Source organism: Saccharopolyspora galaxeae (genome assembly GCF_016526145.1).
Taxonomy (GTDB): domain Bacteria; phylum Actinomycetota; class Actinomycetes; order Mycobacteriales; family Pseudonocardiaceae; genus Saccharopolyspora_C; species Saccharopolyspora_C galaxeae.
This window is the reverse complement of record NZ_JADDUE010000009.1, coordinates 110,149-130,829: the sequence shown is the minus strand read 5'-3', so window position 1 is coordinate 130,829 and position 20,681 is coordinate 110,149. Positions and strand designations below refer to the sequence as shown.

The 20,681-nt window shown below is 72.5% G+C and carries 16 protein-coding genes; 7 read left to right on the top strand and 9 right to left on the bottom strand.

The genetic code is table 11. The features are described from left to right. Positions 1-18: 18 nt before the first annotated feature. From INP57_RS20755 to INP57_RS20745, 4 genes are read left to right on the top strand one after another with little or no spacing between them, the layout of a single operon-like run. Positions 19-1,611, top strand: coding sequence for a class I adenylate-forming enzyme family protein (locus INP57_RS20755; protein ID WP_200072136.1), 1,593 nt, complete (start codon positions 19-21; stop codon positions 1,609-1,611). Positions 1,612-1,613: 2 nt separating this feature from the next. Then, entirely contained in the window at positions 1,614-2,402 is a 789-nt protein-coding gene (locus INP57_RS20750; protein WP_200071955.1) for a methyltransferase, read from the top strand. Beyond that, positions 2,399-4,000 carry a CoA transferase gene (locus INP57_RS29750; RefSeq protein WP_233627972.1) on the top strand — a complete coding sequence of 534 codons (1,602 nt, stop codon included), beginning with the start codon at positions 2,399-2,401 and terminating at the stop codon, positions 3,998-4,000. Before INP57_RS20750 ends, INP57_RS29750 begins: the two co-directional genes overlap by 4 nt. Beyond that, positions 3,997-5,604, top strand: coding sequence for a class I adenylate-forming enzyme family protein (locus INP57_RS20745; RefSeq protein ID WP_307850192.1), 1,608 nt, complete (start codon positions 3,997-3,999; stop codon positions 5,602-5,604). Before INP57_RS29750 ends, INP57_RS20745 begins: the two co-directional genes overlap by 4 nt. Before the next feature lie 114 nt (positions 5,605-5,718). On the opposite strand, the gene add is transcribed toward INP57_RS20745, so the two are convergent. Then, positions 5,719-6,726: an adenosine deaminase gene (add, locus tag INP57_RS20740; RefSeq protein ID WP_295139695.1), complete on the bottom strand. Its 1,008-nt coding sequence runs from the start codon at positions 6,724-6,726 to the stop codon at positions 5,719-5,721. 222 nt (positions 6,727-6,948) lie between these two features. On the opposite strand from add, the gene INP57_RS20735 reads away from it, so the two are divergent. Further along, positions 6,949-7,275, top strand: coding sequence for a putative quinol monooxygenase (locus tag INP57_RS20735; RefSeq protein ID WP_200071952.1), 327 nt, complete (start codon positions 6,949-6,951; stop codon positions 7,273-7,275). A gap of 123 nt (positions 7,276-7,398) precedes the next feature. Here the strand turns inward: INP57_RS20735 and INP57_RS20730 are convergent, their stop codons facing one another. Continuing rightward, positions 7,399-7,815 (bottom strand): CBS domain-containing protein, encoded by a 417-nt coding sequence (locus INP57_RS20730; protein WP_200071951.1) that lies wholly within the window; start codon positions 7,813-7,815, stop codon positions 7,399-7,401. Positions 7,816-7,819: 4 nt separating this feature from the next. Between INP57_RS20730 and INP57_RS20725 the strand changes: the two genes are divergently transcribed. Together INP57_RS20725 and INP57_RS20720 are read left to right on the top strand one after the other, a co-directional pair. Beyond that, on the top strand, positions 7,820-7,966 hold the full coding sequence (locus INP57_RS20725; protein ID WP_200071950.1) for a hypothetical protein: 147 nt from the start codon (positions 7,820-7,822) through the stop codon (positions 7,964-7,966). 110 nt (positions 7,967-8,076) lie between these two features. Continuing rightward, positions 8,077-8,910 carry an SDR family NAD(P)-dependent oxidoreductase gene (locus INP57_RS20720; protein ID WP_200071949.1) on the top strand — a complete coding sequence of 278 codons (834 nt, stop codon included), beginning with the start codon at positions 8,077-8,079 and terminating at the stop codon, positions 8,908-8,910. Between the two features lie 55 nt (positions 8,911-8,965). Here the strand turns inward: INP57_RS20720 and INP57_RS20715 are convergent, their stop codons facing one another. The 7 genes from INP57_RS20715 to INP57_RS20685 form a co-directional block, all read right to left on the bottom strand. Then, complete coding sequence (locus INP57_RS20715; protein ID WP_200071948.1) at positions 8,966-11,506, bottom strand: helix-turn-helix transcriptional regulator; 2,541 nt, start codon at positions 11,504-11,506, stop codon at positions 8,966-8,968. A gap of 77 nt (positions 11,507-11,583) precedes the next feature. Next, positions 11,584-12,069 (bottom strand): PTS mannitol transporter subunit IIA, encoded by a 486-nt coding sequence (locus INP57_RS20710; RefSeq protein WP_200071947.1) that lies wholly within the window; start codon positions 12,067-12,069, stop codon positions 11,584-11,586. After that, a complete protein-coding gene (locus INP57_RS29745) occupies positions 12,066-12,521 on the bottom strand; it encodes a hypothetical protein (protein WP_295146469.1) in 456 nt (151 codons plus the stop codon). Before INP57_RS29745 ends, INP57_RS20710 begins: the two co-directional genes overlap by 4 nt. After that, positions 12,518-13,606: a PTS transporter subunit EIIC gene (locus INP57_RS20700; protein ID WP_200071946.1), complete on the bottom strand. Its 1,089-nt coding sequence runs from the start codon at positions 13,604-13,606 to the stop codon at positions 12,518-12,520. Before INP57_RS20700 ends, INP57_RS29745 begins: the two co-directional genes overlap by 4 nt. A 510-nt stretch (positions 13,607-14,116) precedes the next feature. Further along, positions 14,117-14,911, bottom strand: a complete 795-nt coding sequence (locus INP57_RS20695) for a PAS domain-containing protein (RefSeq protein ID WP_200071945.1) — start codon at positions 14,909-14,911, stop codon at positions 14,117-14,119. 341 nt (positions 14,912-15,252) lie between these two features. Then, the gene (locus INP57_RS20690; protein ID WP_200071944.1) at positions 15,253-18,099 is read right to left on the bottom strand and encodes an AAA family ATPase; all 2,847 of its coding nucleotides are present in this window, start codon (positions 18,097-18,099) and stop codon (positions 15,253-15,255) included. Between the two features lie 4 nt (positions 18,100-18,103). After that, on the bottom strand, positions 18,104-20,572 hold the full coding sequence (locus INP57_RS20685; RefSeq protein ID WP_200071943.1) for an AAA family ATPase: 2,469 nt from the start codon (positions 20,570-20,572) through the stop codon (positions 18,104-18,106). Between the last annotated feature and the right edge of the window lie 109 nt (positions 20,573-20,681).

Sequence of the window (20,681 nt, the reverse complement as noted above, 5' to 3'; positions counted from 1 at the left end):
GCGTTGAAACCGCACGACATGGGTGTTCTCTTCGACGAGTGCGCGGACCGGCGCGACTCACCGCGGGTGCACCTGGACCGCCCGTTCGACATCGCACCGCAGGGCGGTACCTGCTACGAAGCCCCGGACCTGGCCGTCCTGGTGCGGCAGGCCGCGGGCTGGCTGGCGGCCGCCGGGGCGGGCCGCGGCGATCGGGTGGCGATCGTCAAGGAGAACCACTGGGACTACGACCTGCTGGCCTGCGCGGCGATCCGGCTGGGTGCCGTTCCCGCGCAGCTTTCCGCGCAGCTGCCGCCGGATTCGGTGGAGTTGCTGCTCAAACGGCTCGAACCGGCGGTGCTGGTGAGCACTTCCGCGGTGCTCGGGGCCGCCGGTGCGCAGGGCACGGACTTGGTCGCGTTCGCCCGCAGCACCGTCGTGCTGGACGGGGACGATCCGGGCGCGGCGGTTCCGGGAACGGCGAGCTTGTCCGAACTGCACGGCCAGGACGCCCCCGCGCCGCGCCGCCGCGACGGGGACGCACCGCTGGTCATCAACCACACCTCCGGGACGACCGGAGTACCGAAGCTGGTGGTGCATTCCGCCCGCACGATCGTCGGTGAATTGGCGCGGTTCGAGGCCATGCCGCTGCCGAAGATCGGTGTGGGCCGGGACGACACGGTGCTCAACGCCAATTCCTTCGCCCACGGGCGCACGTTCTGCTGGACCGGGGTGGTGATGAGCATGGCGCCGCGCGAGCTCGTGGTGCTCGGCGACCAGGACCCGGACCGCGCGGACCCGCTGCTGCGCGCGCATCCGCCGACCATCGTCGAGGCGCTGCCCTCGACCTACGTCCGCTTCCGCCCGCTGACCGACCGATTGGACAACCCGTTCCGCAGGACACGGTTGTTCATCAGCACCTACGACGCGGTGCACCCGCCGACCATCCGCGCCTACCTCGGTGCGACCGCGCGACGTGGTCCGGTGTGGATGCAGGGGTGGGGGCAGACGGAGACGGGACCGTTGACGTTCCGGTTCCACACCCGCCGTTCGCTGCACGATTCCCCGGGCTGCGGCAAGACCCGGGACGTGGGCAGACCGGTTCCGTTCAAGACGCGGCTGCGTGTTGTCGACCCGGACACCTTCGAGCCGGTGCGGCGCGGGCGGCCCGGCCTCGTGCTGGCGCGCACCGCAGCCCGCTGCCAGGACTACGCGGGGGAATCCGGGCGCTGGGCCGCGAAGCGGCACGGCGACTGGTGGAACACCGGCGACATCGGGATGCGCACCCGCACCGGGTCCGTGCTGCTGCTGGATCGGGAGGTCGACCGGGTTCCGGAGCTGAGCTGCCTGGAAACCGAAGACGTGCTGGAGGACCGGCTACCGGTCGCGCAGGAGTGCGTCGTGCTCGGCAGGCCCGACGCACCGCCGCTTCCCGTGGTGGTCACCGTGGACGGACGGCTTTCCGGCGCCGCGTGGCGGCGTGCGACCCGTGGCCTGCCGCCGATGCAGGAGCCGGTCGCGTTGACCTGGGACCGCGTTCCGCGCACCGGCACCGGCAAGGTGCGCAGGCTGGAACTGCTCGAACAGCTCACCGGCAGCACCGACACGGCCGGTTCGGGCAGGTGGACCTAGCGATGACGATCTCGGAGTCCTACGTCTTCGGCGAACAGCACCGCACCGAGCAGAATCGGCTGCTGGCGCGGGCGCACGACCCGATGACCTCGGACCGCCTCGCCTCGACCGGTGTCACCGACGGTTGGGACTGCCTGGACGTGGGCTGCGGCGGCGGCAGTATCGCGCTGTGGCTGGCCGAGCGCGTCGCTCCGACCGGGACGGTGCTGGCCACCGACATCCGCCCTGGCCCGCTCGAATCGCGCCCGGGGCTGCGCGTCGCGACCCATGACGTGGCCGTGGATCCGTTGCCGGAGGCCGGTTTCGATCTGATCGTGGCCCGCTTGGTGCTGCGCCACCTGCCGAAGCGGCAGCAGGTGCTGAACAAGCTGGTGCGCACGTTGAAACCGGGCGGCTGGTTGCAGGTCGACGAGTTCGACACCTCGTACGAGCCGCTGCTGCTGGCCCCGGACGAGCCCGCCGCGCGGCTGTACGAGAAGTTCCTCGCCGCCAAGGAATTCGTGATGCGTTCGTCCGGTGTGGACCCGAAGTGCGGGCGGCGGATCGCGGCGGCGATGCGGGAAGCCGGTTTGGTCGGCATCGACCCGCAGCCGTACGTCCAGGTCCGCCGACCGGGTTCCGCCGACCTGGAGCTGCTGGCGAACCACACCAGGCAGCTGCGCGACGGGCTGCTCGCGGCAGGAATGTCCGAGAACGAGCTCGACGAGCTGCGGGATCTGGTGCGTGCGCCGGACTTCCGGGCATCGTCCAGCGTGCTGTACTCGGTGCACGGGCGGAAGGTGCACGCATGAGCGCGCCGCCGACGGCTCCCGACGTCGCGTCGGTCGTGGCGGCGGGACAGCTGGACGCACTCGGACTGTCCGATCCGGACGTGGAATGCGTGGTGGATTGGTCCGGCCCGGTTCAACTGCCGTTGCACGACGAAGCATCGGTGCAAGCCGCCTGCGGGATCATGCACGTACATGGCCGTGCTGCGGGACGCCCGGTGCCGCTGGCGGTCGACTACGCTTCGACCGTGGCCGGAGTCCTTGCCGCACAAGGAGTTCTGGCCGCCACGATCGCCCGAGCACGCGGCGCTCGGGTGAACTCGGTGCGCACTTCCGTCGCGCAAGCGGCGCTGCTGAGCGTGCAGCAATACCTGGCCGCCGCCACGGCAGACGACCCGCCCGAGGAGGTTCGGGCCGGTCTGCGCCCTCCGTTCACGACAGCGGACGGTGTGCGAATCGAGGTGGAGACGCTCAACGCCGAGGCCTGGCAGCGGTTCTGGCGCGCACTCGGTGCCGCGGACTCCGCGATCGCCCGAGGCTGGTGGCCGTTCCAGCAACGCTTCGCCACCGCCACCTGCGGCCTTCCCGCGGCACTGCACGATGCCGTGGGTGCCGCCACGCACGCCGAAATCCGCACGGCTGCCGAGAAAACGGGGATCAGCGTGCTCCCGGTCCGCGACGAACCCACCGGCCCGATGGATCTGCCTGCCTGCACGCTCACCCACCTGCCGGGATCGCAGCCTCATCGGTTGCCACCTCCCGGTGCCTTGCCGCTCGACGGGATCGTGGTGGTCGAGTCGACCCGCCGGGTGCAGGGACCGGCCGCCGGGCACGTGCTGCGGATGCTGGGCGCGGACGTGGTGCGCATCGAGCCACCGGGCGGCGATCCGATGCGCGGGGTTCCGCCGATGGTGCGCGATCGATCCGCCCGGTACTTGGCGTTGAACGCCGGAAAGCGCGTGGTCGAACTGGACCTGAAGACTCCGGGCGGATGCCGCGGGCTGCGCGAGCTCGTCGCGGAGGCGGACGTGTTCTTGCACAACTGGGCTCCCGGAAAAGCAGCGCAGCTCGGGCTCGATGCGCAAGACCTCGCGAGCAGCAGCCCCGGGCTCGTCTACGCGTGGGCCTCCGGATGGGGCTCGGCGATGGGCACGGATCCACCGCTCGGCACGGATTTCCTGGTGCAAGCCCACAGCGGCCTGGCCGCCGCGATCTCGAAACCGGCGGCGCCGTCATTGATGACGCTGACCGACGTGCTGGGTGGCCTGGTGTGCGCGCAGGGAGTGCTGGCCGCACTGCTGCGGCGGCTGCGCACCGGCTCAGGGTCCAGAGTGGACACTTCGCTGCTGTCCGCGGCCGGAGTCGTGCCGCGGCACCGCACCGATCGTCGTCTGCATCGGACCCGAGATGGTTTCTCCGTGCTCCCCGAAGGATCCACCTCGGACTTCGCGGACCGGCGGGAGATGCCGACGGAAGCGCTGGTTTCCCGCTGCGCCGATGCAGGTCCGCCCGTGGCGCCGGTGTGCACGGATCTCGCGGAACTCGCGGCCGATCCACGATTCCGCCACGCGCTCGGCCACGACGGCCACACCTACGTCCGCACCCCCTGGGAGTTCTCGTGACCTGGACATCGCGCAGCGGCACGGAGATCCGCGACCTCGTACCGTCCGAAGCACGCCGCCGGTGGGTCCGCGACGGCCACTGCCCCGGCCGCGACCTCTACACGCTGTTCCGCGCGCGGGTCGACGCACACCCGCGGCGCGAAGCGGTCATCGACGACGAGCGCACCCTCGACTACGCCGCGCTGGACCGGGAAGTGCGCCGCATCGCCTCGGCGCTGACGGCCGCGGGCGTGCGGGACCGCGACATCGTCGGCATCCGGCTGCCCAACGGCTGGCGCGCAGTGGTGACCGAACTGGCGGTCGCCGCGATCGGCGCGGTGGCGCTGCCCTACCCCGCGGGCCGCGGAATCCGCGACACCGCGGCACTGCTCGGGAAATCCCGCGCCGCAGCGGCCGTGTTCGGGTCCACTTCGGACGCCGACGGAACCACCTGCCTGCCGGACCTGCGGGTGGTGCGGACCTTCGGCGCCGGCGAGGACGGCCCGAGGTCGCTGGACACCGCACCCGCCGGTGCCTGGCAACCGCCCGCGATCGATCCCGAGGCACCGGTCCGGATCCTGGTCACCTCCGGGTCCGAAGCCGAACCGAAGATGATCGCCTACTCGCACGACGCGATGGCCGGTGGCCGCGCCAACTACGTCCGGGCGCTGCACGACGGCTCCGACCCGGTCCGCGCGTTGATGATGATGCCGCTGTCCTCCTCGTACGGTTCCTGCGCGACGCACGTGAGCATCGCAGCGCTCGGCTCGACGCTGGTGCTCATGGAGCGCTTCGACCCGGTGGCCGCGCTGCGGCTGGTGCGCGAGCACCGCCCGACGCACTTGTTCGGCGTACCGACCATGCTGCGCCGCCTGGCCGAGCACCCGCCGGGCCCGGACGAGGACAACACGTGCCTGCGCACCGTCGTTTCCAGCTCGGCGCCGCTTTCGGAAGTCACCGCCGACGCGTGCGCGCGACGCCTGCGAGCCCGCGTGATCAGCGTCTACGGCTCCTCGGACGGCATCAACTGCCACACCGCGCGCACCGGCCTCGACGGCAGCGCGGGCCTGCCCGATCCGGCGGTCGCGCAGCTGCGGATCATCGCCCCGGACGGTCGCCCGCTGCCGCCGGGCGAGCCGGGTGAGATCTGCGCGCGCGGGCCGATGACCCCGCTGAGCTACGTCGCCGCACCCGACCTCGACGCCCGCTACCGCACCCGCGACGGGTGGGTGCGCAGCGGCGACCGGGGCGTGCTCGACGGGCAGGGCAGGCTGCACGTGCTGGGCCGGCTCAAGCAGGTCGTGGTCCGCGGCGGCCACAACATCAGCCCGGCCGAGGTGGAGCTGGAGATCCGCGCGCACCCGGCGATCGTCGACGTCGCCTGCGTCGCCGTGCCGGACGACGACCTGGGTGAACGGTTGTGCGCGTGCGTGAGCCTCGCCGCAGGCTCGGCCGAACTGCAGCTGCCCGCGCTCACCGCGTTCCTGCAGGCCCGGGGGCTGGAGCGGCGGAAGCTGCCGGAAGCGTTGGTGGTGCTCCCGGAGTTGCCGCTGGCCCCCACCGGCAAGGTCTGCCGCCGCACGGTCACCGCGATCGCGGTGCACCGGGCGGTGCCGGTTCCGTGATTCGCCGCGCTCGCCTCGGAACCGCGGGCACGCCACTCGATCAGCCGGGATCGCGCGGAGATCGTTCGCCGCAACGGATATCCGAGGAGTCGTTCACTCCGACGCTCGCGCGGGTCAGTACTCGGCGCGCAGAGCGGTGGTGAGCCGGTCCTTGATCGACAGCGGCGCCCAGCTCGCCCGCACGGCGTTGAGCTGCAGCCGGACCAGGTCGGCGGGGGCGAGTTCGAGTTCGGCGTGCAGCGCCAGCAGGTTGTCGGTGAGGTAGGCGCCGAAGTACGCCGGATCGTCCGAGTTCACCGTCACCGCGAGCTCCGCGGCCAGCATCCGCCCGATCTCGTCGGCCTTCGTCCCGCCGCCGTTCACCCAGCTGTTCGACACCGGGCAGGTGGTGAACCCGGTGCCGCGCCGCTGCGCCTCGGCGACCAGTTCCGGGGATTCCAGGACGTTGCTGCCGTGGTCGATGCGGTCCACTCCGATCTCGTGCAGGCACTGCCGGATGTGCTCGACCGAGTCCTGCTGGTCGATGTCGCAGTGCGCGGTGAGCAGGTAGCCCTCCTGCCGCGCCCGCCGGAACACCTCGGCGAACTTGCGCGGCGGGTTCCCGCGCTCGTCGGAGTCCAGCCCCACGCCGACGATCCATTCCTTGTACGGCAACGATTCCAGCAGCGTCGCCATCGCGTAGCCGGGCTCGTGATCGCGCAGGAAGCACATCACCAGCTGCGCGTGCAGGTCGTGGCGGCGCGCGGCGTCGAGCTGCGCGCGGCGGATGCCGCGCAGCACGGTGCCGAACGGGATTCCGCGGGCGGTGTGCGCCTGCGGGTCGAAGAAGACCTCCGCGTACCGGACCCCTTCGCCCGCCGCGCGCCGCAGGTACGCGGCGGTCAGGTCGTAGAAGTCCGCCTCGGTGCGCAGCACGTCCATGCCCTCGTAGTAGCCGGTCAGGAACGAGGGCAGGTCGTGGAACCGGTAGCCGGCGCGCACCTGCTCGACGGTTTCGAACGGGAACGGGATGCCGTTGCGCTCGGCCAGCCGCAGCTTCAGCTCCGGTTCCAGGGTGCCTTCCAGGTGCACGTGCAGTTCGACTTTCGGCATCGTGCGGACGATTTCGCCGATCTCACGCACGCTGGGTCCTCCCTGCCGGGTGCGCCGTCACCTCCGAACGGTAATGGCTCGGTCACTCGCGGCCACTACGCCGATCAGCGGCTGCGCGAGGATCATTCAGCCCGGGCGGCGTGCTGCCTCCGGCGACGGCGCCTTATCAGGATGTGACAACGGCGGTTCCCTCCGCTGTCCCGCGGCGGCCATCATCTTGGTGTCGTGACCGGCCGAAACCGAGGAGCCCGCGTGATCTTCATCGTCGTCAAGTTCAGCATCCGCCCCGACCGCGCGGAGGAATGGCTCACGCTGGTCGACGAGTTCACGCAGGCCACCCGCGCCGAACCGGGCAACCTGTTCTTCGACTGGGCGCGCAGCGTGGACGACCCGAACACCTTCGTGCTCACCGAAGGTTTCGCCTCGCAGGAGGCGGGCTCGGAGCACGTCAATTCGGAGCACTTCAAGACCGCGATGTCCTGGATCCCGGACGTGATCACGAAGACCCCGGACATCATCAACACCGAGGTGCCGGGCGAGGGCTGGTCGAAGATGGGCGAGCTGGAGCCCCGCGGGTGAGCATCCGCCCCGCGAACCGCCGGGCCGGCTGAACGGCCTGCGCACGAGGAACCCGCCGGGTGCTCGACCCGGCGGGTTCCCCAACGGCCGGTCGGCCCGGCCGAAACGGCGGCTTCCGGTGGCTCACGCCGTGGACAGCGTCTCCACCAGATCCCCGACCTCGTGGTGCGGCAGTGCCTTGGCCACGTCGGACAGCGTGACCATGCCGACCAGGCGCTGCTGGTCGATCACCGGGAGCCTGCGCACCTTGTAGTGCCGCATCGTGGCCAGCACGTCCTCGGCGGTGTCGTCGGCACCCACCGTGGCGGCTTCGGCCTGGTTCAGGTCGCCCGCGGGGAAAGCGCCCGCGTCGCGGCCCTGGCTCAGCACCTTGACCACCAGGTCGCGGTCGGTGACCACGCCCTTGATCTTGTCGTCCTTGCCGCAGATCGGCAGACCCCCGACCCCGAGATCGCCCATCATGCGCGCCGCGTCCGCGGCCGTCTGTTCCGTGTTCACGCACTTCGCGCCTGCGGTCATCATCTCGCGTGCCGTGGTCATGGTCGTGAACCTCCTGAGTCGCCACGTCGGCGTGCGGCCCCGGTCGGCCGAGGCCGCGATCTCCTCATCCCGGGTCTACCCGGGCACCGCGGCCGATACACCCGTGGGCTCGCAGCCGCGGACGCAGCTGGGCGCGGAGTTCACCGGCTGACCGCGGAAGCTCGGTGTGCCAGCCTTGAACGGCAAGCGATCTCCGCGTCCCCCATCACCACGGCGTGCCGCGACGAGATCGACCGAAGACACCGAGGAGCGCGACGGCCGATGACCGAACGCCCGACGATCCTGCTGACCGGTGCCACCGACGGCCTCGGCCACGCGCTGGCGCAACGGCTCGCCGCCGAAGGCGCACGGCTGCTGCTGCACGGCCGCGACCCGGACAAACTCGCGTCCGTCGCAGAGCAGCTCCACCGCGAGCACGGCGAGCGCCCGCGCACCGCGGTCGCCGACATGGCCGAGCTCGCGCAGGTCCGGGAACTGGCCCAGACGGTGCGCGGCGCGACCGACCGGCTCGACGTGCTGATCAGCAACGCCGGGATCGGCGCGAGCGGACCGGGCGGGCGCGAACGGGCCACCAGCGTCGACGGCCACGAGCTGCGGTTCGCGGTGAACTACCTGGCCGGGTTCCTGCTGACGCTGGAACTGCTGCCGCTGCTGCGGGAAACCGGCCGCGCAGGCGGGCGACCGTCGCGAGTGGTCAACGTCGCCTCGGCCGGTCAGCAGGCGCTGGACTTCGACGACCTGATGCTGCGGCACGACTACAGCGGCGGCCGCGCCTACTGCCAGAGCAAGCTCGCGCAGATCATGTCCGGGTTCAGCCTGGCCGAGCTGCTGCCCGCGGAGGAGGTGGTGGTCAACAGCCTGCACCCGGCGACCTACATGCCGACCAAGATCGTGACCGCGGAGCGGATCGACAGCATCGAGGACGGCGTGCGGGCCACCCGCAGGCTCGCGGTGGACGGCGAACTCGCCGGGGTCACCGGCCGGTACTTCGACCGGACCAGCGAGTCGCGGGCGCACGAACAGGCTTACGACCCGCGGGCCCGCGCGGCGCTTTGGGAGCGGAGCCTGGAACTCACCGGGCATCCCGGCGGCTGAGCGCCGGTCCTCGAGCTCGTTCTGCGCGGGTGGCCGGTTGCCCGCCGTCCCGTGCTCACGATTCCCAGGAGGCCGCGAGCAGGGCGAGTTCGGCGCGCCCGGCGAGCCCGAGCTTGCGGTAGATCCGGGTCAGGTGCTTTTCCACCGCCCGCGAACTCACCGCCAGCTCGGTGGCGATGCGCTGGTTGCCGAACCCGGCGGCGACGAGCCGGGCGATGCGCAGTTCCGCGGGCGTCGGCTCGGCGTGCGTCCCGCCGTTGGCGGCGATGTGCACCGCGGAGCGCAGGCCGGGCACGCCGCAGGCCGCGGCGAGCAGCTCGCCGCGACCGGCTTCCTCGGCGGCTTCGGCGGGAGCTGCCGCGCGCAGCCGTTGCCCCAGCAGCAGGTGCGTTTTCGCCGATTCCAACGTGCACGGCGTGCCGCGCAGCACGTCGAGGGCGCGGCGGAAGAAGTCGATGCTCGCTTCGCCGTCGGTGACCGCGCCCCAAACCCGCAGGGCGCGGCCGATTCCGCTCGGCACGCCCCACTGCACCGCCAGGCGATGGTCCTCGGCGATCACCTCGACGGCCGCTTCCGAGCGGCCGAGCCGGTGTTGCAGCAGGCAAACCCAGCTGCGCCACGGCAGCAGGCACGGGTTGCGCCAGCCCGCGCGATCCAGTTCCCGGCCGCATTCCAGCAGGTGCGCCAGCGCGGTTTCGATTTCGTCGCCGATCGCCGCGAGCGCACCGGCGCACAACGACCGCACCCACTCCGGGGATTTCCTGCTGCGATGCCGGGAGAGCACCGGTGCGGCGCGCACCAGGTCGCCGGTGTCCAACATGGACCAAACCAGCGTAACGAGGCAGTCCGCGACCACGGAGGTCAATTCCGGGTCGCAGCGGCGCAGGGTCCGCTCCGCGAGCGCGGCGGCTTCGCTGGGGCGGCCGGAGCGCATCAGCACGAAGCTCCACTGCGCATCGATGATGAGCGTGGCGGCCGAATCCGGCGCGAGCGCACGCACTGCACGCAGCCTGCGCTCGGCTTCGCCGAACTCGTCGGCCATCGCCAGCGCGTGCGCCGCCAGCGGAACCGCACCGAACGCGTCGTCCGCGGGCACCTTGCGCGCCCAAGCCTGCACGCTGTCCACATCGGTCCCGCCAAGTGCGGCCGCGTGCAGCAGGACCGCCGCTCGTTCCGGATCCGCGTCCTCCTGCGGAAGGTCGCGAAAAAGGCTGGCCGTGTCGGTCGTCCACCCGGCTTCGCGCAGCCGCGCGAACCGGTACCGAGCCTCCATCGCTTCGCGGACGTCGCTCGGCAGCTCGTCGTTTCCGCGCAGCCGCCCCAATTCGTCGACCACCGAAGGCGGCGCCGCGCCCAGCAGCGCCAGCGGAATCTCGTTGAGAGCCGCCGACCGCTGCCCGGCCGAGTCGAGACCGGGCACTGCCTGCGCGATGTGCCGCACGGCGGCGGCCGGGTCGCCGGAGCGCTCCGCCCGCGCCAGATCGGTCAGCAGGTCCGCACGATCGGGGCGGGCCAGCAATCCTCGTCGCAGACAGCGGATCGCGGCGGGCTCGTCCCCGCGCCGCAGCGCGGACCGCCCGGCCGCGCGCAACACCTCGACTTCCCATTCGTCGCGCACGACGTCGCAGGTGAGGTGTTCGGCCACCACTTCAGGCGGCTGGTCGTCGGCGTGCAGCGACCGCGCGGCCGCGCGGTGCGCGTCGGCGGCCTCCGCGGCGTCGGACTGCGATGCCACCGCCTCGGCGAACACCGGGTGCACGAAACGCGGGGCGTCCGCTGCGACCACGAGGCCCAGTTCGGCCAGTGCACCGGCCGCGCACTCGGCCGAATGCTGCCGGGCGGCGAGACCGGGCCCCAGCAGCGCGATGTCGCGGGCGGCTGCCCGCACCGGCTCGGGCTGCTCGCGCAACACCGCCAACGCGCGCTCGCCGACCGCCCGCGGGCGCAATGCGCGGAGCAACTCCACATCGGACTCGCACGGACGTCCGCCGGCTCCGCGAAGATCCTGCAGCAATGCGTACACCAGCAACGGTATTCCGGCGGAAATGTCCTGGCACACCCGCACGAATCCGTCATCGCCGCGCTCGCCGAACAGATCTTCCACGACCGCCGAGATCCCGTCCGCGGTCAACGAATCGAGCCGCCTGCACGTGGAGCTCCCCAGCGATGCCGGCCCGTCCGCACCGTCCATTCGAGATGCGACCAGCAGAACCCGCGACGCTGATGACTCCGCCAGCGATTCCAGCCACCGCAACGAATCCGCATCCGCGCGGTGGAGATCGTCGACGATTACCACGACCGGCCCGGTGGATCCGAGCAATTCCCGCCGCAGCGCGGCGAAATCGTCCAGGTCCGGGAAAAGCCGATGCAACAGCCCTGCCGGGACGGCAACGGAACCGGCCACCGCGCGCAACACCCGTGCGCCCTGCTCCCGCGCGATCCGGGCGATCTCGCCGCACAGCGCGGATCTGCCGATGCCTACCGGCCCGGAGAAGACCAGCGTCCCGCCGCTACCCCGCCGCGCCGCCGCGAGCGCCGTCGTCACGAGGTCGATCTCGGCGTCGCGCTCGCGCAGCACTGCCGTCCCGATGCGCAACCGCGATCACCACCCGAACCCGCACGATGCCGATTTCCTTTGCACCGCAACGTATTTCACGGCGTGCATCGGGAGGTTCACCGATCAGCCCGCCCGGACCGCAACAACCGCTCCACCGTCTCGGCGTCCGGCGCCTCGCGGAGCCTCGCGGCGCGCACCGGATCCATCAGCACCTTCGCCAGCGCCGCCAGCAGGTCCAGGTACCCGGCACCGCGCTCCTCGGCGGCTCCGTCCGACTGCCCGGAACCGGCCGCGATCGCCACGCACAACCGCACCAGCGCGCCGTCGCTCCAGCGCACGCCACCGGGGAATTGCAGCACCACCAGCGCAGTGCGGTGCACGTGCTCACCGGATCCCGCGGTGCCGTGCGGAATCGCCACTCCTTCGCCGATGTGCGTGGAGACCGACTTCTCCCGCTCGTGCATCGCGGCGACGTACGGCTCGTCGACCGCGCCCGCCTCCACCAGCGACCGGCCGCACTGCTGCACCGCCTCGAAGTGGTCGGCCGCGCACAACCCGAGCCGGACCGCGGCGGGCCGCGGCGGGTGGTGCTGCGCGGTCATCCGGAGCCGCCCAGGGGACCGCCGTCCCGCACCGCCTGCTCCACCCGGTCGAACACCGGGTCGCCGAGGAAGCTGCGAAAACCCATGATCACCGCCGAGCCGGTGTCCTCCCGGCGCGCCCGCTCCAGCATGGTCTCCTGGCACAGCACCAGATCCGCGTCGTCCGGGATGTGCGTGACCGAGGCCGCGGCCACCGACACGTCGTAGGGCTTGAGCCTGCCCGCGAGCTGGGCGGCGACCATGGCGCTGCTGCCCATCCCCGCGTCGCAGGCGACGATCACCTTGCGCACCTCGGCACCTTCGATCGTGCCCGTCCAGTGCTCCTCGGCAGCGCGCCGCGCGGACCCGGCCGGTTCCGCGACGCGGGAGGACTCCGGGTCCTGCCCGTCCGGTATCCGGGCGGGCCGCGACTTGCCGGTCAGCGCGAATCCGATCGCCCGCCACAGGCTCACGAGACCGCACCTCCTTCCGCGACCCCGGCCGCGGGCTCCCGGCGCAGTTTGAGCAGCAGCGCGGCGACCGCGAACGACACCGCCGCGGAAGCCGCGATACCGGCGATCACGCCGGGGAAACCGCCCTTCGGCGTCACCGCCAGCACCGCCACGACGCTGCCCGGCGACGGCGTGGCGACGACGCCGGCACCGGTCACGCTGAACACGAACACCCCGGCGGCGGAACCGGCGACGGTGGCCAGCAGCAACCGCGGTGCTGCCAGCACGTACGGGAAGTAGATCTCGTGGATGCCGCCGAGGAACTGGATGACCATCGCGCCCGGCGCGCTGGAACGCATCGCTGGCGCCCCGAACAGCGCGACCGCCAGCAGCAGCCCCAAACCGGGCCCCGGGTTGGGTTCGACGAGGAACTCGATGGCCTTGCCGGTGCTCATCGACTCCGAGACGCCGAGCGGCCCGAGCACCCCGTGGTTGACGGCGTTGTTCAGGAACAGCACCTTGGCCGGCTCCACGAACACCGACACCAGCGGCAGCAGGTGCATCCCGATCAGCAGCCGCACCCCCTGGCCGAGGGTGACCGTGGCGCTTTCGATGACCGGGCCGATCGCCAGCATCCCCAGGATCGCCAGCACACCACCGATGATCCCGGCGGAGAAGTTGTCCACCAGCATCTTGAAGCCGGGCGCGACGTGCTTGCCGACCCGCTCGTCGAACTGCTTGAGCACCCAGCCCGCCAGCGGTCCGACGATCATCGCGCCGAGGAACATCGGGATGTCCGCGCCGGTGGCGATGCCCGCGGTGGCCACCGCGCCGACCACCGCGCCGCGCCTGCCGTGCACCTGGCTGCCGCCGGTGTAGCCGATCAGCAGCGGCAGCAGCAGCTTGATCATCGGCTCGTTGAGCTGCGCGAGGTAGGGGTTCGGCAGCCAGCCGGCCGGCGTGAACAGCGCGCTGCACAGTCCCCAGGCGATGAAGGCGCCGATGTTGGGCAGCACCATGCCCGCCAGCCGCCCGCCGAAGCGCTGCACCGCCGCGCGGGCTCTTCGGGCCGGTGCGCCCGGGTCTTGCGTGGCCGTACCCGACATGGTTGTCACTTCCCGTGCTCGCCGACGCCTGTGTCGATCACCGCCCGCTCCGGACTCGGGTGACCGCTGCCCGGTGGGACGCGGTGCGCGCCGGGTCCTGGCGCGGGTCGTGCGGCTGCGGCGCGGCGCCGCCGGGCGAGTTCGCCGGTCGAGGGCTCGCGGCAGCCTCGGGAAAGATAACCGGCCGGGTCTTCGGCTCCGGCGCCCACGTGCGCGCAAGGAGCGGGACGCGGCTCGCGCGGTGCGCAGCCGGCGGGTGCCGCATCGGCAGCGCGGCCGATGGCGGGGCCGCTGATCAGCGTCGATTCGCTGGTGCCGCGCGGTGCTCGCCCGGCCAGGGGTGGCGCGGCGGTGGCGGTCGCGAGCACGTGCGCAGCCCTCCCGTGATGGACGACGACCGGCCGGGTCGTCTCGGGTGAGCGATCTTGCACGGGGGCCGCGGCGTTGGCAAGCGAGCGGGCGACGCGGTCGGGCTCGGGATTTTCGCGGACGGACTGCGATTTTCGTTCGTTACTTCACGAACTCCGGCAGGACTCGCGGGGGCCATTGGCCGAGACCGAGGATGCCCAGCGAGTACCCCTTGGACACGAGCGCGGGACGGTTGCCGACCTTCAGCTTCCGCAGCAGCGTCGCCACGTGGTACTCCACGCCGCCGCGGCTGAGGTAGAGCTTCGTCGCCAGCTGCACGGTCGACTCGCCCGCGGCGACGCCCTCCAGGATTCGCGCGTCGAGTTCGCTGAGCATCTTGTCCGCGCCGCCGGTCACCGCCTGCCGCGGCGGTTCGTCCGGCCGCAGCAGCACCAGCACGGCCTCGGCGCGGCCGGACCTGCTGGGCACCGCGATGCCGGTCAGCTCACCAGCGAAGACGGTGTCCGACCCGGCGCTCGCCGCGTCCGGATCCGGGCGGGCACCCGAGTCCTTCGGCCGCAGCGCCGAGTTCCGCGCCCCGAGCACCGTCTCGTTCGCCGCCGGCTCCGCGCCCTTGCCGCCGACGGCCACCGTGCGCTCGATGAACCGCGGTCCGCGGCCTTCGACCAGCCGCGCGAACTGGTAGCGGAACCGGCCGCGCACGCCCGGGTGCAGGAAGTCCGGGAATTCGCGGCCGAGCACGTCGGCGGTGCCGCGGCCGAACTGCTTGGCGAAATGCCGGTTCGCCTCCAGCACGCGCATTCCCGGATCCAGGCTCGCCATGCACATCCCGGACTGCTCGAACAGCGAGCGGAACAATTTCCGGTAGCCGTCGGCGGACCCGTGTTCCACGTCGTCCGGCTCGTTTCTGGTTCGGATCGTGGCGGCGGCTGCCATGACGGATCATCCATTCCTTCTCCGGCATCACTGCGCGGTCCGCTGCTGCGAGCGATGGGACCACCAGTTTTTCCGCCGCGAAGGCTATGGAGCGAAAACCAACCAAGTCAACACTGAAGGCGGCTGGAGCTTAAGGCTGCGGTCGCCGTGCCTGCGGGTTCGGTGCGGTGCGGACCGGTACGGTTCGGTGGGCTATGAACTGCGGTTTCATCGCGGGCAAGGGCGTGCGGGCGGGCTCGGCGGCGACTGCTCAGCGGGCGCGCGAACCCCACACGCCCGGATCGAAACAAACACAACCCGAATTCGCCGGAACGTCTCCGCGACGTACTGTGTCGTACGGTTCACGCACCGCGCACGGGCCGCTCCGCGGGAATTCTCCGGCGCACCGCCGCGGCGAGCCCGGCACGGCCGTCGACCCCCAATTTGCGGTAAACCGCGCTGAGCCGTTTCTCCACCGCCCGGCGGCTGATCCGGAGTTCATCGGCGATGTCCTGATTGGTGTGCCCGAGCGCGGCCAATCCGGCCACCACTTCCTCGGCCCGGGTCAATTCCGCGGTGTTCGGCGCGGAATGCGGCTCGGGCCCGTCTTCGGCCGGTGCGGCGTTGCAGCGGGCGGCGAGCAGCCTGCCTTCGGCGATCAGCGCCTCGGACTCGGCAGGTGCCCGGTCCGCCAGCGCGGAACCCAGCGCGGTCAGCGCCTGCGCCAGCACCAGCTCGTCGGTGCCCGTGCGCAGCACCTGCACGGATTCGCGCAGCAGCCGGACGCCGCGGGAACCGCCGGTGACCGTCGCGAGCACCCGCAGCGCCAGGCCGAGCTGGGCGGGCGCGCCCCACTGCCGGGCCCGCTCGAGTTCCTGCTCGGCCAGCCCCGCGGCGGCGTGCCGCGCGCCGAGCCGGTGGTGCAGCAGCGCGGCGGTCGGGCGCCACGAGTACATCGCGGTGCCGTGCCAGCCGGACTGCTCCAGCCGCCTGCCGCAGTCGAGCACGTGCGCCAGCGCCGACTGCGGCTGCCCGTTCTGCAGCGCCATCGCGGACTGCAGGAGCCGCCTGGTCGCGAACAACCGCAGGTCGTGCGCAGCGCCGGGCAGCTGCAGCACCCGATCGGCCAGCTCGGGGTCGCGAAGTCGCCGAGCGACCGTGCCCAGCGCGCACACCGGCAGCACCATCGCCTCGTTGCGCGCCGGATCGGCCAGCTCGAACGCGGTGAGCGCGACGCTGCGGGCTGGTGCGAGCTGCCCGGAGCTCATCAGCAGCAGGCTCCGCTCGGCCGCCACTACCGCCTCGGTGCCGGTGGCGCCGCGTTGCCGCGCGTTCTCGCCCGCCAGCCCCAGCCACGACTCCAGTCCTTCCGGCGCGCCCGCCGCCAGCAGCAGCGGCGGCAGGTAGGCCAGCATCGAGTGCACCGCGGTCGAGGCGTTCGCCGGTTCCTGTTCCAGCAGTTCCCGCGCCATGCCTGCGACTTCGGCCGCCGGTGCCCGCCCGGACAGCGTTACCGCGGACAGCAGCACCACGCGCAATTCGCGTTCCGCGGCACTGCCCGCACCGGCACCGAGTTCGCCGAGCCGGGCGGCGGCGGCCGGATGCGTGGCGGCGTCTTCCAGCTCCGCGTACCGCGTCCGCGCCTCCAAGCGCAGCGCGAGCTGGCCATCGGCGTCGGAGGGCGGGCCGAGTTCCCCTTGGACCCGCTGCACCAGCTCCGCGACCTGCGGCAGCGCCCCGGCGGCGGTCAGCGGCAGCTGCGCGACCACTTCGGCCCGTTCGCGCACCCCGGGCAGCCTGGGAACGGCTTGGGTGATGTGCCGGACCGCGGAGCCGACGTCGAACGCCAGCTCCACCGACCCGAGCTCGGCCAGCAACCGCGCGCGATCCGCACCAGCGGGGTCCAGGTCCAGCAGGGCTCGGCGCAGGTAGCGAGCGGCCGTCTCCGGAACGCGCGGCCGCACCGCGGCCGCGGCCTCCCGCAGCCGCAGCACGCCCCGGTCCGGCAGCGCGGAGTTGACCAGCAGCAGCTGGTCGGCGACCGCCTCCGGTGGGCGGCCGTGGCCGTGCAGCAGCTCGGCGGCGCGCAGGTGCAGGTCGTCCTCGGCATCGGCCTGCTCGTCCACGACCGCGAGCACGTCGTCGGCGACTTCCGGACTGATCGCGGCGATGCGGTCCACCCGCACCTCGAACCACGGTTCCAGCGCGCGCAGCGCGTCGTCGTAGCGCACCGGGTCCAATTCGGACAGTTGTTGGACCAGCGCCGGATCCGCGTGCTCGCCCAGCGCGACCACCGAGCGGGCCACCAGCGCGGCCGGTGCGGTCAACTCCTTCGCCAACCGCCGCCTGCGATCGTCGCCTGCGAGCTCGTGCAGCCACGCCACCTGATCGGGCTCGGTGTGCACCGCGTGCGCCACCGCTTGGTCGAGCAGGCGCACCAGGTCGCGCGGATTGCCGCCGGTGAGCTCGTGGCAGCAGGCGGCGAACTCCGCATCGACGTCGAGCCGCGCGCGCACCAGGTCGCCGGTCGCCGCCGCCGACAGCGGACCGGGGCGCAACCGGTGCCCGGCTGCCGCGGTGAACTCGTGCATCAGCGCCGCGCGGTCGCGCTCGGGTTCCCGTCCGGCGCCGAGCACCGCCGCGATCAGCACTCGCATCCCGCGCAACCGCGCCACCAGGTGCACGAGACAACGCAGCGACGCGTCGTCGGCGAAGTGCAGATCGTCCACCACCAGCACGACCGGCCGGACGGCGCTGGTGCGCACCAGCAGTGCGTGCAGCGAATGCAGCACCGAGATCGGGACGGTGCCCGCCTGCGAGTCCGCGTCCTCGCCGGCGGGCGGCAGCGCGTCGCGCGGTCTGTCCGCTGTGGATGAAGCAACCGGAACGTCCGGAGCGTCGCCCGTCGCGGAGTCGCCACCAGTGTCTATTGTGGATGGTCGAGTTGCCGCTTCGACGCGGGCGGCCTCCGAGAGCCCGCGCAGCAGGCGGCGCGCGAGCCCGAACCGGAAGGTCCGCTCGCTCGCGGCACCGCTCGCGCTCAGCACCAGCGCACCGCTGTCGTCCGCCAAGCCGCGCAACCGCTCCAGCAGCGCCGACCGGCCGCTTCCGGGCGTCCCCTCGATGTGCACCAGCGCACCGGATCCCGCCAGGACCGAGTCCACCGCCCGGCTCAACGCGGCCAGTTCGGCCTCGCGCTCGACCAGCATCCGATCAGCTCCGCCCGTCCAGTTCGGCGGGCAGCTGGGCACGCCGCTGCACGCCGAGCTTGCGGTAGACCTTGGTGAGCCGCAGCTCGACCGCCCGCACGGTGACGCCCAATTCCGCCGCGATGTCGCCATTGGACAGTCCCCGCACCGCGAGGGCGGCGGTCCGGCGTTCCGCCGTCGTCAACGCGGTCGGCGTGGCGGTTTCCGGAACCCGGCTCGGCCCGCTCGTCGTTGCGGCCGCCGGGGCGTGCTCGTGCGGCAGAAGACCCGGCGCAGTCCAGTTCTCGGCGATTTCCCGTTCCTCGACGCCGAGCGCCGCGGCCGCACCGGTGCGTCCGAGCACGCCTTGGGCCGCCGCTGCCGACCGCCGCCACGGCAGCACCGCCGGGTTCAGCCTGCTCTTGGCGCGCATGATCCGGCCGCACTCCTGGAAATACCCCAACGCGGTCGCAGCGTCCCCGGCTGCCAGCCGCAATTCGCCGCGAGCGTGCAGCAGGTAGCTGAACGCCATGCCGCGCTCCGCGCCCAACGGCAGCTCCACCGCAGCGGCCCGCTCCGCCGCGTCGAAGTTGCCGCGCCGCAGCGCCAGGGTGATCTCCGCGGCGACCTGGTGCGGCTGGCTCATCGGATGCCGGGCGTGCAGCGGAAGTTCCTCGGCGGCCGCGGCCAGATCGGCCTGCGCGTCGGTCCAGCGTTCGTCCGCTGTGGCCACGATCGCGCGCTGCACCAGTGCGTTCGCGGCGGCCGCGAGGCAACCTTCGCGGCGCGCGTCGGAGAGCACATCGGTCAGCCCCGCGGCCGCTTCGGCCAGGTCCGCGCGGCAGGCGAGCGCCCGCGCCGCCGCGATCCGCGGCGTCAACGGCGACCTCCGGTCAGCCAGCGCCGCCCGCGCCAGCGTCCGCACCAGATCCGGATGTCTCCCGGCGCAGGCCAGCCGCCAGGCCAGCACCCCGGCTTGGGCCGCGTCGCCGGGTTCCTCCGGCAGCGCGGGCACTTCCGGCGCGGCCGATGCCGGTTCAGGGCCGCACCCGTCCGCTGCCAGCAACGCCAGAGCCTGCAGCGCGGGCTCGGAGATCTGCCCGCACACCCGGGAAAGTTCCCGCCACGCGAGCTCCGCGTCGCCACGAGCCAGCAGCAGGTCCGCGGCGCGCACCAGCACCGCCGGGTCCGCGGTTTCCGGCGCATCCGCCAGCACCTGCCGCAACCCGCCATCACCTGCCGCGGGATCGTGCATGACCTGGGAAGCGGCGAGCACCGTCCGCAACTGCGCCCGGTACGAGTCCGCGACCGGCTCGCGCAACGCGCGGCGCAGCAACACCGCGGCCCGCTCGTCGCGACCCGCCATCCGGTGCCGCGCGGCCGACTGCACCAGCGTGTCGACCACCCACCGGCTGTGCAGCGGCGGAGCGTGCACCAGCAGTTCGGCGAGCACGTCCGGTTCGACCGCGGCGGCCCGGTTGCCGACCTCGGCGGCCCGCGCGTGCAGCTGCTCGCGCCGCGCCGGGTCCATCTCGGCGAGCACGGCCGAAGCCGTGGCAGCGCCCGGTTCGAGCAGTCCGTGCCCGGCCAACGCATCGCCGGCCGCGGCCGCGGCGCCGGGCTGCATCCCGGCGATCGCGCCGACCAGCTCGAAGTCGAACCGGCCCGCGCACACGGCGATCGCCTGCAACAGCCGGGCCTGCTCGGCGGGCAGGCCGCGCACGGTCCGCTCGGCCAGCTCGCCTTCCGCCTCGGCGGCCAGTTGCCGGAACCGCGCCAGGTTCCGCGGGTGCGGGCTCAGCCCCTCCGCGCGGTATTCGCGCAACGCCGCGCTGAGCACCGCCGGGTTGCCCGCGGTGCTTTCCGCGGCGGCCACGGCGAACTCGCGCGGCCCGCGTTCCGGCAACATCCCCTCGACGTCGTCGGCGGACAGCGGTCCGAGGTGGATTTCCCGCACCGGTACCGGAATCGCGCCGTCGAACCGGTCGGGCACCTCGGCGGAACCACCGCGCACCGCGCGCACCATCAGGACCGCGGATCCGTCGGAGTGCTGGGCCACTTCCCGCCACCAACGCCGCGACCACGGGTCGGTCCACTGGTCGTCGTCGACCGCCACCAGCAGCGGTTCCTCCCGCGCCAGCGCCAGGAAACGCCCGCACATCTTGGGTTCGCAGGTTTCGCCCGCGCCCATCCAGCTGATCCGCGCGAGCTGCTCCGGCGGCAGCAGCACGCCCGCGAGCTGCGCGACGGTGCTGTAGGGCAACTCGGTCTCGATCGGCGAGCTGCGGGCCACGGCGGTCCGCACCCCCGCCGCGCGCGCCTGCTCGACGACGGCGGTCAGCAGTGCGCTGCGCCCGGCGCCGGGCGGGCCGGTCACCGTCACCAGCGCGGAACGACCGGCGCGCAGTTCGCCGACCAGGTGGGCGAGCACGCCGAGTTCCGCATCCCGCCCTGCGAGACCGCACCCGGAGAATCGCTGGACCTCGTTCGCCATCAGCGGCCCCTGCGCCGACCGGAGAACCGCATCATCAGCGAGCGAATATGAAAATCACTCAGGAATAACCCGGCGGAGTCAGCACCGCGCATTCCCTCACGAAACGTGC